This window comes from Phenylobacterium sp., from assembly GCF_030651185.1.
Lineage (GTDB): Bacteria > Pseudomonadota > Alphaproteobacteria > Caulobacterales > Caulobacteraceae > Phenylobacterium.
This window is the reverse complement of record NZ_JAUSCJ010000018.1, coordinates 37341-52711: the sequence shown is the minus strand read 5'-3', so window position 1 is coordinate 52711 and position 15371 is coordinate 37341. Positions and strand designations below refer to the sequence as shown.

The 15371-nt window shown below is 68.2% G+C and carries 13 protein-coding genes and 1 riboswitch; of the genes, 6 read left to right on the top strand and 7 right to left on the bottom strand.

Annotated features, from left to right (window positions below):
* Positions 1–9 precede the first annotated feature (9 nt).
* Positions 10–92: riboswitch (ZMP/ZTP riboswitch) on the top strand.
* Positions 93–114: 22 nt separating this feature from the next.
* The 4 genes from purH (at position 115) to arsB (ending at position 3791) form a co-directional block, all read left to right on the top strand.
* Entirely contained in the window at positions 115–1707 is a 1593-nt protein-coding gene (gene purH, locus Q7J39_RS07750) for a bifunctional phosphoribosylaminoimidazolecarboxamide formyltransferase/IMP cyclohydrolase (RefSeq protein WP_304822417.1), read from the top strand.
* A 90-nt stretch (positions 1708–1797) separates the two neighbouring features.
* Positions 1798–2157 (top strand): helix-turn-helix transcriptional regulator, encoded by a 360-nt coding sequence (locus Q7J39_RS07745; RefSeq protein ID WP_304822413.1) that lies wholly within the window; start codon positions 1798–1800, stop codon positions 2155–2157.
* Between the two features lie 12 nt (positions 2158–2169).
* Positions 2170–2691 (top strand): arsenate reductase ArsC, encoded by a 522-nt coding sequence (locus Q7J39_RS07740; protein ID WP_304822407.1) that lies wholly within the window; start codon positions 2170–2172, stop codon positions 2689–2691.
* Between the two features lie 38 nt (positions 2692–2729).
* On the top strand, positions 2730–3791 hold the full coding sequence (gene arsB / locus Q7J39_RS07735; protein WP_304822797.1) for an ACR3 family arsenite efflux transporter: 1062 nt from the start codon (positions 2730–2732) through the stop codon (positions 3789–3791).
* 11 nt (positions 3792–3802) lie between these two features.
* Here the strand turns inward: arsB and Q7J39_RS07730 are convergent, their stop codons facing one another.
* From Q7J39_RS07730 to Q7J39_RS07705, 6 genes are all read right to left on the bottom strand, one after another.
* Complete coding sequence (locus tag Q7J39_RS07730) at positions 3803–4042, bottom strand: hypothetical protein (RefSeq protein WP_304822401.1); 240 nt, start codon at positions 4040–4042, stop codon at positions 3803–3805.
* Complete coding sequence (locus Q7J39_RS07725) at positions 4042–6864, bottom strand: pitrilysin family protein (RefSeq protein ID WP_304822395.1); 2823 nt, start codon at positions 6862–6864, stop codon at positions 4042–4044. Before Q7J39_RS07725 ends, Q7J39_RS07730 begins: the two co-directional genes overlap by 1 nt.
* A 124-nt stretch (positions 6865–6988) precedes the next feature.
* The gene (locus Q7J39_RS07720; RefSeq protein WP_304822389.1) at positions 6989–7972 is read right to left on the bottom strand and encodes an NADP-dependent oxidoreductase; all 984 of its coding nucleotides are present in this window, start codon (positions 7970–7972) and stop codon (positions 6989–6991) included.
* Between the two features lie 98 nt (positions 7973–8070).
* Positions 8071–9051, bottom strand: a complete 981-nt coding sequence (locus tag Q7J39_RS07715; protein ID WP_304822386.1) for a small ribosomal subunit Rsm22 family protein — start codon at positions 9049–9051, stop codon at positions 8071–8073.
* Between the two features lie 10 nt (positions 9052–9061).
* Positions 9062–10948 (bottom strand): acetate--CoA ligase, encoded by a 1887-nt coding sequence (acs, locus tag Q7J39_RS07710; protein ID WP_370690019.1) that lies wholly within the window; start codon positions 10946–10948, stop codon positions 9062–9064.
* Between the two features lie 131 nt (positions 10949–11079).
* On the bottom strand, positions 11080–11754 hold the full coding sequence (locus Q7J39_RS07705) for a TetR/AcrR family transcriptional regulator (protein WP_304822378.1): 675 nt from the start codon (positions 11752–11754) through the stop codon (positions 11080–11082).
* 74 nt (positions 11755–11828) lie between these two features.
* Here Q7J39_RS07705 and Q7J39_RS07700 point away from each other — a divergent pair, with 74 nt between their 5' ends.
* Both Q7J39_RS07700 and Q7J39_RS07695 read left to right on the top strand, forming a co-directional pair.
* A complete protein-coding gene (locus Q7J39_RS07700) occupies positions 11829–13205 on the top strand; it encodes a cytochrome P450 (RefSeq protein ID WP_304822375.1) in 1377 nt (458 codons plus the stop codon).
* A gap of 75 nt (positions 13206–13280) precedes the next feature.
* Positions 13281–14030 carry a creatininase family protein gene (locus Q7J39_RS07695; protein WP_304822372.1) on the top strand — a complete coding sequence of 250 codons (750 nt, stop codon included), beginning with the start codon at positions 13281–13283 and terminating at the stop codon, positions 14028–14030.
* A 24-nt stretch (positions 14031–14054) separates the two neighbouring features.
* Here the strand turns inward: Q7J39_RS07695 and Q7J39_RS07690 are convergent, their stop codons facing one another.
* A complete protein-coding gene (locus Q7J39_RS07690; protein WP_304822368.1) occupies positions 14055–15275 on the bottom strand; it encodes a cell wall hydrolase in 1221 nt (406 codons plus the stop codon).
* Positions 15276–15371: the final 96 nt, after the last annotated feature.

The window sequence follows — 15371 nt, the reverse complement described above, 5'->3', positions numbered from 1 at the left end:
TAAACGACCGGCGACCTGCGTGACTGGCGAAACTGAGGTGGGAGACCACCGGGGAGCGCGGGGTCCATATGCCGCTCGCCTGGGCAAAATTCCTTAAACGATGAAGGATTTGCCGTGCCCGCAGCCCCCGACTTCCCCAAGCCCGCCGACCGCGCCACAATCAAGCGCGCCCTGATCTCCGTCTCCGACAAGACCGGCCTGATCGACGCCGCCAAGGTCCTCGCCGAACTGGGCGTCGAGCTGGTCTCCACCGGCGGCACCCGGGCGGCCATCGCCGGCGCCGGCCTGGCGGTGAAGGATATCTCGGATCTCACCAACTTCCCCGAGATGATGGACGGCCGGGTCAAGACCCTGCACCCCATCGTCCACGGCGGCCTGCTGGCCGTGCGCGACGCCCCCGACCACGCCAAGGCCATGGCCGACCACGGCATCGGCGGCATCGACCTGGTCTATGTGAACCTCTACCCCTTCGAACAGACGGTGGCCGCGGGCGGTGACTTCGAGACCTGTGTCGAGAACATCGACATCGGCGGCCCGGCCATGATCCGCTCGGCGGCCAAGAACCACGGCTATGTCTGTGTCTGCACCGAGATCGCCGATCTGGAAGAGGTTCTGGCCGAGCTGAAGGCCACCGGGACCACCAGTCTGGCGCTGCGCAAATCGCTCGCCGCGCGGGCCTATGCCCGCACCGCCACCTATGATGCCGCCATCTCCACCTGGTTCGCGGCTGCGCTGGGAGAAACCGCGCCCAAGCGCCGGGCCATCGGCGGCGAGCTGGTCCAGACCATGCGCTATGGCGAGAACCCCCACCAGTCGGCCAGCTTCTACCGCTTCGCCGACCCGCGTCCGGGCGTCGCGACGGCCAAACAGCTGCAGGGCAAGGAACTCAGCTACAACAACATCAACGACACCGACGCGGCCTTCGAGCTGATCGCCGAGTTCGACCCCAAGGATGGTCCCGCCTGCGCCATCATCAAGCACGCCAACCCCTGCGGCCTGGCCACCGGCAAAACCATGGTGGAGGCCTATGAGCGGGCGCTGGCCTGCGACCCCACCAGTGCGTTTGGCGGCATCATCGCCCTGAACCAGAAGCTGGACGCCGCCACCGCCACCGAAATCCTCAAGCTGCTCACCGAGGTGGTGATCGCCCCCGACGCCGACGCCGACGCGGTCGCCCTGTTCGCCAAGAAGAAGAATGTGCGCCTGCTCACCACCGGTGGCCTGCCCGATCCCCTGGCGGCGGGGACCACCTTCAAGTCGGTCTCCGGCGGCTTCCTGGTGCAGAGCCGCGATGACGCCCGCCTGACGGCCGCCGATCTCACGGTGGTCACCAAGCGCGCGCCCACTGAGGCGGAGATCCGCGACATGCTGTTCGCCTTCACCGTCGCCAAGCACGTGAAGTCCAACGCCATCGTCTACGCCCGAGCTGGCCAGACCCTGGGAGTCGGCGCCGGCCAGATGAACCGCAAGGACAGCGCCCGCATCGCCGCCCTGCGGGCCGCCGACTTCGGCCTGGATCTCAAGGGCTCGGCCTGCGCTTCGGAGGCCTTCTTCCCGTTCCCGGACGGCCTGATCCAGGCCGCCGAGGCCGGCTGCACCGCCGTCATCCAACCGGGCGGCTCCATCGGCGATCAGAAGGTCATCGACGCCGCCGACGAGCGCGGCATCGCCATGGTCTTCACCGGCGTGCGGGTCTTCCGCCACTAGGGCATGTGGCGCCTGCGCCCGGTGGCTTAGGCCTGGGGTCACCGGACGCGGCGTCTTTCTATTGTCGTATATTTCCGCTACTTTTGAAGTATGGAAATAAAGGCCGCCATCGCCTGTCTGTCCGCCCTTGCGCACGAAAATCGCCTGGCGACCTTTCGCATGCTCGTTCAAGCCGGTCCGCAAGGCCTCGCGGCCGGCGAGATCGCCCGGCGGCTTGACGCGCCGCCCAACACCCTGAGCGCCAATCTCAAGGTTCTTACCCACGCGGGCCTGCTGGAATCGCGCCGGGACGGCCGATCGATCATCTACAGCGCGCGCTTCGATCAGATGAGCGAGCTGCTGGGCTACTTGATGGAGGACTGCTGCGCCGGTTCCCCGGAGATATGCGCGCCTCTGGTCGAGGTGCTCGCGCGAACCGCCTGCTGCGTTCCCGAACCGCTCCACGCCTAAGGATCCCCGACCATGGACACCTCAAAGCCGTTCAATGTCCTCTTTCTATGCACCGGCAACTCGGCGCGCTCGGTCATGGCCGAGGCCCTGATGAACAAGGAGGGGGCGGGACGCTTCAAGGCCTATTCGGCGGGTTCGATGCCGACGGGGCGGGTCAATCCCCATGTCCGCCCCATCGTCGAGATCTGCGGCTTCCAACTGACCGACTTCCGCTCGAAGTCCTGGGACGAGTTCGCCAAGCCCGAGGCCCCGCCGCTCGATTTCATCTTCACGGTCTGTGACAACGCCGCTGGCGAGGTCTGCCCGATCTGGCCCGGCCAGCCAATGACCGCCCATTGGGGCGTGCCCGATCCCGCCGCGGCGGAGGGTTCGGAAGCCCAGATCGGCGCCGCGTTTGCGCAGGCCGCGCGCCTGCTTGGCAACCGCATTCGGCTCTTCCTCAGCCTGCCGCTGGAGTCGCTCGACAGGATGTCGCTGCAGACCAAGCTGCGCGAGATCGGCGAGCGCGTCGATCAGGCCGGTTCCGTCCAATGACCATCCAACCGCTCGCCCCGGCCGAGGGCCCCAAGGCGATGTCCCGCTTCGAGCGCTTCCTCACCGTCTGGGTGGCGCTCTGCATTGTTGTTGGCGTGGCGCTCGGCCACCTCCTGCCGACCGTTTTCGAAGCCATCGGCTCTGCGGAGATCGCCAAGGTCAACCTGCCCGTTGCGGTGCTGATCTGGCTGATGATCATCCCCATGCTGATGAAGGTCGACTTCGGGGCCATGCGCCAGGTGGGCCGCCACTGGCGCGGCATCGGCGTCACCCTGTTCGTCAACTGGGCGGTGAAGCCGTTCTCGATGGCGGCGCTGGGCGCGCTGTTCATCGGCTACCTGTTTCGGCCCTACCTGCCGGCCGGAGAGATCAACAGCTACATCGCCGGCCTGATCATCCTCGCCGCCGCGCCCTGCACGGCGATGGTGTTTGTCTGGAGCAACCTGACCCGCGGCGAGCCGAACTTCACCCTGAGCCAGGTGGCGGTCAACGACGCCATCATGGTCGTGGCGTTCGCGCCGATCGTCGGGCTGCTGCTGGGGCTGTCGGCCATAACCGTGCCCTGGCAGACCCTGCTGCTCTCGGTGGGCCTCTACATCATCGTGCCGGTGATCGTGGCGCAGCTGCTCCGCGCCACTCTGATGAAGCGGGGTGGCGAGCCTCATCTGCAGAGGGTCCTGGACCGGATCGGGCCGGTCTCGCTCACGGCCCTGCTGGCCACCCTGGTCCTGCTGTTCGGCTTCCAGGGACAGCAGATCATTGCGCACCCCGCGATCATCGCCATGCTCGCCGTGCCGATCCTGATCCAGGTCTATTTCAACTCCGGCCTGGCCTACCTCCTCAACCGGATGACGGGAGAGGCCCACTGCGTGGCCGGTCCCTCCGCCCTGATCGGCGCCAGCAACTTCTTCGAGCTCGCTGTGGCCGCCGCCATCAGCCTGTTCGGCTTCACCTCTGGCGCGGCCCTCGCCACGGTGGTCGGCGTGCTGATCGAGGTGCCGGTCATGCTTTCCGTGGTCGCCATCGTGAACCGGTCCAAGGGCTGGTACGAGCGCGGCGGCGCGGTTCAACGCGTGGCGGCCCGGGCCGCCCCAAGCTAGGTCGACATGCTCTAGACGGGCGCGGGTCTCCGCGTCCCCAGCCATCGCCAGAGGGCCGCCGCGCCCCAGAAGATCTCGATGAGACCGAAGGGCCAGGCGCCCTGGGCGAAACCGTAGCCGGCGGCGGCCAGGTTGGCGAAGACGAAGCCCAGGGTCCACCAGGGGCTCCGCTTCTCCATCGTGTAGCAGATCAGGCTGGCGCTGACGGCGCTGAGGCCAAACAGCGACAGAGCGTCGAATTCAAATCCCATCAGGGGGCTTTAGCAGTTTTCCGCAGGGTGGGGCTGTCGAGATCCAGTTCCGCCGCCGGGATCACCTCCAGGTCAGGCCGGCGAGTCTTCAGGCCCTCGCTGAAGGCCTTGGCGTCGCCGGCGACGATGACGCTGACCCCGGCCGGATCCAGTCGGGTGGCCGCGAAGTCCTGCACCTGCCCGCCGGTGACCGCCTCGACCTTGCCGGTATAGGCGTTCATTTCCGACAGCGGCACGCCGTACAGGGCCAGATTGCCGAGAATGTCGGCCAGGCCGTCGGTGGTCTCCAGCTCACGGCCGAAGCCGCCAATCAGCACCGACTTGCGGGCCTTCAGCTCTTCTGCGCCCGGCGGGGTGGCGGTCAGGCCCTTCATCTCGGCCAGGATCAGGTCCAGCACCTGCGGCGCGGACTCGTTCTTGGTCTGGGCCGCGGCGCGGAACAGGCCGGTGGTCTGACGCGGCGTGAGGGAGGACGACGCGCCGTAGGACAGGCCGCGCTTGATGCGGATCTCCTGGTTCAGCCGGGCGGAGTAGCCGCCCCCCAGCACGGTGTTGGCGACGATCCCGGGATAGTAGGCCGGGTCGTTGCGGGCGATGCCGGGCTTCAGCACCGTAACCGCCGCCTGGCCGGTGCCGGGCAGGTCGATGGCGATGGCGCGCGGCTTGGCCGTGGGCGTGATGGTCGGCGCGACCGGTGTCGCTGTGGCGGGCTTCTTCCAGTCGCCGAAGGTCTTCTCGGCCAGGGCGAAGCCCTGGGCCGGGGTGATCTTGCCGGTCAGGACCAGGACGGCGTTGTCGGGGCGGTAATAGGCCGCGTGCAGCTTCACCAGGTCGCCGGTGGCGTACCTGGCCACCGAGGCCGGGGTCCCGCCGGCAACATGACCAAAGGCGGTGCCGGCGAACACTGTGGGGCCGGCCGCGAAGCCGGCCAGCTGGCCAGGCTCCTGATAGGCCACGGAAAGGCCGTCCAGGGCCTGGGCCCGCTGGCGTTCCAGTTCCTCGGCCGCGAAGGCGGGGTTCTTGGCCACGTCGGCCATGATCGCCATGGCGGCGTCCAGGTTGCTGGGCATGACGTTGAGGGTGACGGAACTGCTCTCCTGGCCACCCCCTGACGACAGGGTCGCCCCCAGGGCCTCGGTCTGCTGGGCGATCTCCGGGGCGCTGCGGGTCTTGGTGCCCTCGGTCAGCATGCCGGCGGTCATCCCCGCGACGCCGGCCAGACCGTCGGGATCGGCCCAGGCGCCGGTCTTCACGGTGAGGTCGGCGGTCACCAGGGGCAGGGTTGTGGACTGGGCGACGATCACCCGCAGGCCGTTGGCCAGGGTCTTCTCGGCGGGCTTGGGCAGGACCGGGCTCACCGGTTCGGCCAGGGGTGGCGGGGGCGTGCGCTGGCCCTCGGGGGCCAGTTCGCTGACCGGGCCGGCATACTTCACCGAGGCGACGGCGGGCGCGGCGGCGACCGTGACCGCCTCGCCCTTGGGCCGATCACTTTCAGGCAGATAGCGGATGGTCATGCGGCGGTCGTCGGCCAGGTACTTGGCGGCCACCCGCTGGACGTCGGCGGCGGTCACCGCCTGCAGTTCGGCCAGTTCCTTGTTGGCCTGGGCTGCGTCGCCCTCGGTGCGCAGGGCGTAGCCCAGGGCGAAGGCGCGGCCGTCGATGGTCTCGCGTTCGCGCAGCTTGCCGGCCACCAGTTCGTTCTTGGCCTCCGACAGCTCGGCGGCGGTGGGCGGGGCGTCGCGCAGGCGCTTCACCTGCGCCAGCAGGGCCTTCTCGCCCTCCTCGATGGTGTGGCCCGAGGCCATGATCGAGCCCACCGCGAACATGCCGGGCTGCTCGGGCAGGTCGGCGCTGGACAGCACCTGAGCGGAAATCTGCTGGTCGTAGACCAGGGCGTCATACAGGCGGGCCGACTTGCCTGACGAGAGGATGGCGTCCAGCACCTTCAGCGCCGAGGCGTCCGGATCAGCCGCCTTCGGACCCAGCCAGGTGATGGCCACGGCGGGCAGGGGCACATTGGGGCCATAGCCGGTGAAGACGCCCGGCCCGGTGCGGGGCGGTTCCACGGCGGTGACCCGCTTCAGCGGCTCGGCCGGCGCCTCCAGCGGGCCCATATACTTGTCGACCCAGGCGTCCAGCGCCTTCTGATCGAAGTTCCCCACCACGATCAGGGCGGCGTTGTCGGGGCGGTAATAGGCGGCGTGGAAGGCGCGCACGTCGTCGATGGTGGCGGCGTCCAGCTCCTCGATGGAGCCGATCCCCGGCCGCTTGTAGGGGTGGGTCGTGTAGCTGGCCTGGGGCAGGTAGAGGGCGAACAGCCGGCCATAGGGGCTGGCCAGGACCCGCTGGCGCAGCTCCTCCTTCACCACATCGCGTTCCGACTTGAAGGTGGCCTCATCGACGACGAGGGACCCCAGCCGTTGGCTCTCCACCCAGAGCAGCCGCTCCAGGTGATTGGCCGGCACCACCTCGTAGTAGTTGGTGAAGTCGTCATAGGTCGACGCGTTGTTCACCCCGCCGACATCCTCGGTGAAGCGGTCGATGCTCTCGGATGGCAGGTCCTTGGTGGCCTTGAACATCATGTGTTCGAACAGGTGGGCGAAGCCCGAACGGCCCTGGGGGTCGTCCTTCGACCCTACGCCGTACCAGACCTGCACCGTCACATTGGGGGTCGTCCGGTCGATGGACGAATAGACCTTCATCCCATTGGCCAGCACCCGCTCCTTGTAGACGATCGGCGGAACCTGGTCGGCGGCGAAGGCGGGGGCCGCGGTGGCGATCCCGAGGCTGAGGGCGGCGGCGCAGGCGAAGGTGCGGAACATGGGCGCGTCTCGAAGGGGCTGGGTTGCTGCGAACCTAGCATCCGCGACGCGCGAGGAAAGCTTACGGGATTGTCATGCGCCGTCGCTTTCCTCCCCCGCCGGGCAGGGGAGGAAAGTTGGGCGCCTAGTCGGCCAGCTTCACCAGCATCTTGCCGGCGTTGAGGCCATTCATCAGGCCGATGAGGGCCGCCGGCGCGTTGTTGATGCCGTCGAGGACGGTCTCCTGGTACTTCACCTGGCCGCTCTTCAACCAACCGGCCATGTCGCGCTGGAAGTCTGCGTACATGTGCATGAAGTCGGTGCCGACGAAGCCCCGCAGCATCACCCGCGAATAGATGATGTTGGACAGGTTCGAGACATTGGAGTGGCCGGAATTGTAGCCGGAGATGAAGCCGCAGACCGGGATGCGGCCCAGCGTGTTCATGCGGCGCAGGGCGGCCTCCAGGTGATCACCGCCGACATTGTCGAAATAGACGTCGATGCCCTTGGGCGTGGCGGCCTCGAGTTGGGTGCGGATCGGGGCGTCCTTGTAGTTGATCACCGCGTCGAGCCCGACCTCGTCCTTCAACCAGGCGGCCTTCTCGGCCGTGCCGGTGGAGCCGACCACGTAGCAGTTCTTGATCTTGGCGATCTGGGCGGCGATGGAGCCCACGGCCCCGCCGGCGGTGGAGACGAAGACCTGCTCGCCCTCCTTCAGCGCCCCGATATGGAGGATGCCGCCATAGGCGGTGAAGCCGGTCATGCCCATGGCGTGCATGTGGGTGGTGAGCGACAGGTCCGGGTCCGGCGTCAGCTTGGTGAGGCCCTTGCCGTCGGAGGTGAAGTACTCGCGGAAGCCCAGGCGGTTGGAGACCAGGTCGCCCACCGCGTAGTCGCTGTTCTTCGATTGGACGACGCGGCCGAGCGCCCCGCCCATCATCGCCACGCCCAGCTCCTGGCCGTTGGTCAGGCGCGGCCGCATGGCCGGGTCCACCGACATATAGAGGTTCTGCACCAGCACCTCGCCGTCGGCGGCGTCGGGCACGTTGGTTTCGACGACCACGAACTGATCGACGGTGGGCATCGCCTTGGGGCGCTCGATGAGGTGGACTTCGCGGCTGACGGGCATGGCGCCCTCCCATTTTGGAATTTGAAAAACAGAATTCTTTATCGCCGGCCCGGAAATGCGGTGGGCGGCGCGGGGTGTTCTCTCACATCGCGCTTGCCCTAGGGAAGGGCGTCGCCCCAGTCGAGGCGGCGAGCCCAGGCGTAGGCGGCCTTGTCACGGCGGGGAATATCGGTGAGCGCGGCGGCGCCGGCCGGGGTGCAGAGCTTGAAGGTGATGGCGGGCTTGGCGACACGCGGGGGAGCCAGGATACGGGCGGTGCGGGGCTGAGTCGCCACGCCGGGGCGCACCGCCACCAGGTAGCTGAACTTCTCGTCCTCGAAGGGCAGGTCGGCGCCCTTGGCCAGGCGGTGGTCTCGCGACCGGGGCAGCCGCTGGACGAAGTGGCACCAGTCGGGCGCGGTGAGCGGGCAAGCCAGCGCGTGGGGGCAGGGGGCCAGGATCTCCGCGCCGGCCGCGATCAGGGTCTCGCGGGCCGCCAGGATGCGGCGATAGCCGTCGGGCGTGCCGGGCTCGATCAGGGCCAGCATCCCGTCCGTGGCGGTCCACAGGGCCTGGACCGTCTGCGCCTGGCGGGCCGGGGCGATCTCGGCCAGGGCGTAGCTGGCGGTCACCAGGTCGGCCTGGGGCCAGTCCGTCGAGGGCGCGGTGAGGTCGCCGCGCAGGAAGTTGGCGTTTTGCAGGGCTTGCGGGCCTTCGCCGGCCAGCCTGGCGGCCATGTCCAGGAAGGGGCGGCTGGAATCCAGCAAGGTCGCGGCGTCGATGCCCGGCCAGGTCTCGAGGGCCGCCCAGCTCGCCCCGCCCGGCCCCGCCCCGGCGTCCAGCAGGCGTTTCGGCGCGAAGTCGGGAGCCATCCTCTGGGCCTCTGCGAAGACGAAGGCGTCGGCGGCGTAGGTAGCGGGCAGGCGCGACAGCACATAGGCCACGGCGTCGGCCTGGTCGGTGACCACCGCCCGCGAGGTCTCGCCGCCCCGATAGCCACTGGAGATCTTGGCCGACCGCTCGGCCAGACCCTTGCGAGCCACCCCCTCCAGCAGGCGGTCGGCGGCGAGGCGAAGGGCGGCGGGCAGATCGGGGCTCATGGCGGCCCGATCAGTTTCCGACGCGGTTCTTCACCAGGTCGTCCACCACCGACGGATCGGCCAGGGTGGAGGTGTCCCCGAGATTGGTGAGATCGTTTTCGGCGATCTTGCGCAGGATGCGGCGCATGATCTTGCCCGAGCGGGTCTTGGGCAGGCCCGGCGCGAACTGCACCACGTCCGGCGCCGCGAAGGGCCCGATCTCCCGGCGCACCCAGCCCTTGAGCTCAGCCTGCAGGATGTCGGTGGGGACCACGTCGGCCTTCAGGGTGACGAAGCAGTAGACGCCCTGGCCCTTGATGTCGTGCGGGAAGCCGACCACGGCGGCCTCGGCCACGTTCTCGTTGCTGACCAGGGCGCTCTCGATCTCGGCGGTGCCCAGGCGGTGGCCGGAGACGTTGATCACGTCGTCGACCCGGCCGGTGATCCAGTAATAGCCGTCCTCGTCGCGGCGGCAGCCGTCGCCGGTGAAATATTTCCCGGCATAGGTGGAGAAGTAGGTGTCGAAGAAGCGCTGGTGGTCGCCATAGACGGTGCGCATCTGGCCGGGCCAGCTATCGGTGATCACCAGGTTGCCGCTGACCGCCCCGTGCAGGGTCTTGCCCTCGGCGTCCACCAGCTCGAACTTGATCCCCGGCAGGGGCTTGGCGCAGGAACCGGGCTTCAGCGGGGTGGCGCCGGGCAGGGGGGAGGCCAGGCAGGCGCCGGTCTCGGTCTGCCAGTAGGTGTCAACGATGGGGCAGCGGCCGTCGCCCACCACCCGATGGTACCAGAGCCAGGCCTCGGGATTGATCGGCTCGCCCACCGTGCCCAGCAGACGCAGGGACTTGCGCGAGGTCTTCTTCACCGGTTCGTCGCCGTCGCGCATCAGGGCGCGGATGGCGGTGGGGGCGGTGTAGAAGGTGTTGACCTTGTGCTTGTCGATCACCTCCCAGAAGCGGGAATTGGTGGGATAGTTGGGCACGCCCTCGAACATCACCGAGGTCGCCGCATTGGCCAGGGGCCCGTACACCACGTAGCTGTGGCCGGTGACCCAGCCCACGTCGGCGGTGCACCAGAACACTTCGCCGGGCTGGTAGTCGAACACCAGCTCGTGGGTGTGGGCCGCCCAGACCAGGTAGCCGCCGGTGGTGTGCAGCACGCCCTTGGGCTTCCCCGTCGAGCCGGAGGTGTAGAGGATGAACAGCGGGTCCTCGGCGTTCATCGGCTCCGGCTCGCAGGTGTCCTCGACGCCCTGCTTCAAGTCCGAATAGAAGGCGTCGCGGCCGGCCTTCATGGGCACGTCGGCCCGGGTGCGGCGCACCACGATCACGTCGGTGACGCCGGGGCACTGCTCCAGGGCCTCGTCGACATTGCGCTTCAGGGGCACGATCTTGCCGCCGCGCAGGCCCTCGTCGGCGGTGATGACGATCCTGGAGTCGCAGTCCTGGATGCGGCCGGCGATCGAGTCCGGCGAGAAGCCGCCGAAGATCACGGAGTGGACGGCGCCGATCCGGGCGCAGGCCAGCATGGCCACGGCGGCCTGGGGGATCATCGGCAGGTAGATGGTGACCCGGTCGCCCTTCTGGACCCCGCGCGCCTTCAGCACATTGGCCATGCGGCAGGTTTCGGCGTGCAGCTGGCGGTAGGTGAGATTATCCCAGGGCTCGCCCTCGTCGCTCTCCCAGATGATGGCGACCTGGTCGCCGCGGGTGTCGAGGTGGCGGTCCAGGCAGTTGACCGAGACGTTCAGCACCCCGTCGGCATACCAGCGGATGTGGAAGGGGTGTTTGTGGAAGGAGGTGTCCTTCACCTGGGTGAAGGGGGTCATCCAGTCCAGGCGCTCGGCGACCTTGGTCCAGTAACCGTCGGGGTCGGTTTCGACCTGGGCGACTGCGGCATCATAGGTCTGCGCGTTCATCTTGGCCCGCTTGGCCCAGGCCGCGGGAACCGGGAAAACTTCGCCCTCGCTCACCGTTCATAACTCCCATCAAAACTTGGCTGCGAGTTATGCGGAGGGCGTCCGCCGGGCGCAACAGGCTGGGACAGAAATCAGCGTCGGGGGATCAGCTGTTCGAAGCCGGCGATCAGGCAGTTCAAGCCGAAGTCGAACTGGCCTTCGATATCCCCGCCCAGCTCGAAAGCCCCGATCGCCTGGGCGAAATAGGGATAGCGGCCGGTGGCCACCAGCCTATGGGCCAGCTCGTCATTGCCGTCGTGTCCGGTCAGCCGCCGTTGCAGGAGGTCGGCCTCCCCGATCACCCAGGTGATGATGTAGGTGACCCCCGTGCTCATGGCGTAGGCGGCGTTCTTGGGCGTCATCCCCGCCCGCATCAGGATGCCGAGGATGGTCTCGGCCTGTTCCATCATGTTGGGGCCGACGAAGAAGCCGTGCGGCAGCAGTCGGGCCGAGTCCCGCCGCGCCAGCAGGTGACTGCGCAGCTGATGGCACATGCGATGGATATCCTCGCGCCAGTCCCGCCCGTCGATCGCAAAGACCAGATCGGCCATCAGGTAGTCGAACAGCGCCACCTGCAGGGCGTCCTTGTTGGGGAAGTGCCAGTAGAGGGCCGGCGCCTGCACCTTTAGCTCGGCCGCCACCGCCCGCATGGTCAGGCCGTCGAACCCGTCGCGCTCCAGGACCCTGGCGGCGGCCTCGACCACCAGGTCGGGACTGAGTTGCGGACGAAGCTTGGACGCCGGGGGCATGGGCCGTTGGTCGATCATCGAAGCCGGCTTGTAAATCGAATTTAACGGCGTAAAGTCAGCTTAACGACGTTAAATGACCCTGGGAGGGCGCGATGAGCCTCGCCGAGCCGACGCCGAAACTGGCGGCCTCCGATCCGCCGCCCGCCCGCATGCCGCTGTTCGGCATGGAGAAGGCGGGGCGCAAGCACCCGTTCCCGAACATCCCGCCGCAGGCCTACGAGGTCCCGGTCCTGAAGGTGCCGACCATCACCGGGATCAGCTACTACGTGGTCAGCGATCCCGGCGGCGTGAAGCGGGTGCTGCTGGACAAGGTGGCGAACTATCCGAAGACCGAGCGGGAGCGGCGCTACTTCTCGGCCATGTTCGGTGACGGCTTGCTCTCCACCGACGGCGAGCTGTGGCGCACCCACCGCCGCACCATGGCGCCCTCCTTCTCGCCCCCCAGCGTCGCGTCCTATGCGCCGGCCATGGCCGCGAGCGCGCTGGCCTTCCGGTCGCGCTGGGACCAGCAGCCGGAGGGGGCGGAGATCGAGGTGGCCGAGGCCATGACCGACCTCACCCTGGAGATCATCGCGCGCACCATGTTCTCCACCGACGGCGCGACGGTCTCGGCCAATGTCCGGCACAGCATGGAACGCGCGATGGCCGAGCTGAACATGAACCTGCTGGATATCCTGCCGGTGATCGGCGACATCCGTTTCCGGGCCCGGGAAAAGCGCATCGCCGCGGTCTTCACCGAGATGGACGCCGACATCGCCCGGATGATCGAGGACCGGAAGACCAACCCCACCGACGGTCCCCAGGATCTGCTCAGCCGGCTCATCGAGGCCCGCGACAGCGAAGGCGGGGCGACGATGAGCGCCAAGGAAATCCGCGACCAGGTGGTGACCATCTTCCTGGCCGGGCACGAGACCACGGCGGCCAGCATGTGCTGGCTCTGGTACCTGCTCTCTCAGCATCCCGGCGTGGCCGCCCGCCTGCACGCGGAACTGGACACGGTGCTGGAGGGCCGGCCTCCGACCCATGAAGACCTGCCCAACCTGACCTATACGAAGATGGTGGTGGACGAGGCGATGCGGGTCTATCCGGCGGCGCCCGGCATCTCCACCCGGGTGGCTCTGGAGGCCGACGAGATCTGCGGCATGACCATTCCCAAGGGCGGCATGGTGGCCATCGCCCCCTGGATCCTGCATCGCCACAAGCTGCTGTGGGAGGATCCGGGCCGCTTTGATCCCGAGCGCTTCGCCAAGGATGCGCCGGAGCGTCCGCGTTTCGCCTACATGCCCTTCGGCGGGGGTCCGAAGGTGTGCATCGGGGCGACCCTGGCGACCACGGAGATCATGCTGATCCTGGCCACCCTGGCCCAGCGCTACAGCCTGGAGCTCAAGGCCGGCCATGAGGTGGAGGTCCAGCAACGGATCACCATGCGCCCGCGGGGCGGGCTGCCGATGCTGCTGCACCATCGGTAAGGCCGCTCCGCCTTACCGGCGCCGCTCGAACCGACTATGTGGGATGCACACCTGTTTCCCGCCTAGGACCGCTCCATGCTGCTGCACCTCTCCACCTGGCCCGAGATCGAAGCCTTCCTGGGCCGCTCCAAGACGGTGGTGATCCCGATCGGCTCCAACGAGCAGCATGGGCCGACCGGCCTGCTGGGCACCGACTGGCTGTGCCCGGAGATCATCGCCAACGAGGCCCAGAAGACCGGCGACATCCTGGTGGGGCCGACCTTCAACATCGGCATGGCGCAGCACCACCTGGGCTTCCCGGGCACGATCTCGCTGCGGCCGTCGACCTTCATCGCCGCCATCGGCGACTGGTGCCGCTCGCTCGGGCACCACGGCTTTGAGAAAATCTATTTCCTCAACGGCCACGGCGGCAATGTCGCCACCATCGAGGCGGCGTTCTCCGAGCTCTATGCTGAGGCGAGCTTCGCCGACCGGCCGCGCGGCTTCTCGATGAAGCTGAAGAACTGGTGGGAGCTGCGGGGGGTGCTGGCGCTCGCCAACCGCCAGTTCCCGGTGGGTCACGGCAGCCATGCGACGCCCTCGGAGATCGCGGTGACCCAGTGGGCCTATCCCGACGCCATCAAGACCGCCAACTACGCGCCGCAGATCGCGCCCACCGGCCCGATCCGCGAGGCGCTGGATTTCCGCGCCCGCTATCCCGACGGCCGCATGGGGTCCGACCCGGCCCTGGCCACGCCCGAAAAGGGCGGTGAGCTGGTGGCGACCGCCGCGACGGGCCTGATCGAGGACGTGAACGCCTTCTCGGCGGAGGTCGCGCCGGGCTGAGCTGGCAGGGGAGGGGGCTAGCCCTTAGAAGCTCGAGCCGGGCATCGCCAGGCGCGGCGGGCCCTTCTTCTTGGGTTGGCCGGTCCAGTCGAGGTCTTCGGCCTTCAGCAGGGCGCCGGCGTCGCGGGCGGCGTCGGCCACGGTGACCAGGGCTTCCTGTTTGACCGTTTCGGACTGGGGCCCGCCGGCCGGCGTGTGGCCATCGGCGCCCTTTGGCGCCTTGGTCAGGACGGCTTCCTCCACCGGCAGAGCCTCCTGGAGATTGTCCCGGGCCAGGGAGGCCTCGATCTTCGGGGCGGTGGCGTAGCGGTCCAGGGCGGCGATCTGCATCCCCTCCGCCTCGGTGCCGAGATACTTGCCGGAGAAGGCGGGGGGCAGGCCCGAGCCGCCGGTCCAGCGATAGAAGATGTGGGCGCCGATGGTGCCGACCTTGACCAGGCTGGGGCTCCAATAGGCCGCGACATAGTTGGCGTGATAATGGGTGGCGGTGCCAACCTTCTTCATCACGAAGCCGTTGAGGGCCGCCGAGGCGACGCTGCGGGCGCGCAGCCAGCCGGCTTCCTGCGGCTGACGGTTCATCGCCCCATCGCAGGTGAAGCTGAACTGGCAGCCGGTGGTGCGGTTGGAGCCCTGGAAGACCACACCGCAGACCGTCTTGGGGTAGGCCGGGTGGCGCATGCGGTTCAGCACGACCTGGGCCACGGCGCGCTGGCCGTCGACGCTTTCCCAGGCGGCTTCGTAATAGATGGCCGCCGTCAGGCAATCGATGGCCCGGGCCTCGTCCAGCATGCCGCCGGTCTTCAGCTTGAAGGGCCGGGACGCCGGGTTGGGCAGGACCGAGGTCGGGTTGGCCAGGTTCCAGGCGCGGGCCTGATCGGGATCGAGGTCCTGCAGGCGGATGACCGCGGCGTCGCCCGCCACACCTTCGGGCAGGGTCGCGGCGTCGGTTTTGATCGCGTCGCCCGAGGCGGTCATCAAACCCCCCATGCGGGGTTCGACGCGGCTGGCGAGGGAGAGCATCGACGGGTCCATGCCGGCCTTCAGGCGGGCGAAGGCCTCGGCCGAGACCTCGCCCTTGGTCAGAAGGGCCAGGCGTTCATTGCGGCCGTCCGGCGCCGCGGCGACGGCGATGCCGGCCGTCAGGACCGCCACCAGGGCAAGCTCCACACCCACGAGATGGATCGCATCGCGTCGCGGCAGCCGGCTGGTGGCAGTCTGCAAGATGTGACGGAAGCGGTTCAGCACGGCGGTGTTCTCTCCTGGGACAGTGCACTGCAGCAACAGCAATCCGCACGCCATAAACCCGAATTGGGGGCCGCGCTACCTGGATTCTTTTATTTT

Bases quoted from the DNA above. Each gene is read 5' to 3' on its own strand.
- Q7J39_RS07740 (WP_304822407.1), top strand. From the start codon at position 2,170: ATGGACACCTCAAAGCCGTTCAATGTCCTCTTTCTATGCACCGGCAAC.
- Q7J39_RS07720 (WP_304822389.1), bottom strand. From the start codon at position 7,972: ATGCCCGTCAGCCGCGAAGTCCACCTCATCGAGCGCCCCAAGGCGATG.
- Q7J39_RS07725 (WP_304822395.1), bottom strand. From the start codon at position 6,864: ATGTTCCGCACCTTCGCCTGCGCCGCCGCCCTCAGCCTCGGGATCGCC.
- arsB (WP_304822797.1), top strand. From the start codon at position 2,730: ATGTCCCGCTTCGAGCGCTTCCTCACCGTCTGGGTGGCGCTCTGCATT.
- Q7J39_RS07705 (WP_304822378.1), bottom strand. From the start codon at position 11,754: ATGATCGACCAACGGCCCATGCCCCCGGCGTCCAAGCTTCGTCCGCAA.
- Q7J39_RS07695 (WP_304822372.1), top strand. From the start codon at position 13,281: ATGCTGCTGCACCTCTCCACCTGGCCCGAGATCGAAGCCTTCCTGGGC.
- Q7J39_RS07715 (WP_304822386.1), bottom strand. From the start codon at position 9,051: ATGAGCCCCGATCTGCCCGCCGCCCTTCGCCTCGCCGCCGACCGCCTG.
- Q7J39_RS07700 (WP_304822375.1), top strand. From the start codon at position 11,829: ATGAGCCTCGCCGAGCCGACGCCGAAACTGGCGGCCTCCGATCCGCCG.
- acs (WP_370690019.1), bottom strand. From the start codon at position 10,948: ATGAACGCGCAGACCTATGATGCCGCAGTCGCCCAGGTCGAAACCGAC.
- Q7J39_RS07730 (WP_304822401.1), bottom strand. From the start codon at position 4,042: ATGGGATTTGAATTCGACGCTCTGTCGCTGTTTGGCCTCAGCGCCGTC.
- Q7J39_RS07745 (WP_304822413.1), top strand. From the start codon at position 1,798: ATGGAAATAAAGGCCGCCATCGCCTGTCTGTCCGCCCTTGCGCACGAA.